At 51.6% G+C, this 250-nt stretch carries 1 protein-coding gene; it reads left to right on the forward strand.

Annotation, left to right across the window (positions count from 1 at the left end; translation table 11 throughout):
• Positions 1 to 231 (forward strand): hypothetical protein (locus LIZ87_RS22250; protein WP_227149243.1); only part of this gene is annotated, 231 nt, incomplete at its 5' end.
• Positions 232 to 250: the final 19 nt, after the last annotated feature.

Raw genomic sequence — 250 nt, forward strand, 5'->3', positions numbered from 1 at the left:
GTGGGCGTTGTGTCCTTTGAGCGGAAAAAGGCGGACAGCGGGGCGGATTTCTGGAATACGGTGGGAATTGAGCTGTTGGGGATCCTCTCCGTTATGTTATCGGACGAGCCTCTCGCATATCGTGGGATTGTCATCCCACTTTTAGGCTCATATTGGGGCGGGTCCCAAGGCCTTTCATCCACTTATGAGCAAGCTCATGTGGATTTAGACCTTTTGACCTTGGCATCATGACATTACCTGATTTGGGGCT

Source organism: Lacrimispora sp. 210928-DFI.3.58, assembly GCF_020554865.1.
Taxonomy (GTDB): domain Bacteria; phylum Bacillota; class Clostridia; order Lachnospirales; family Lachnospiraceae; genus Enterocloster.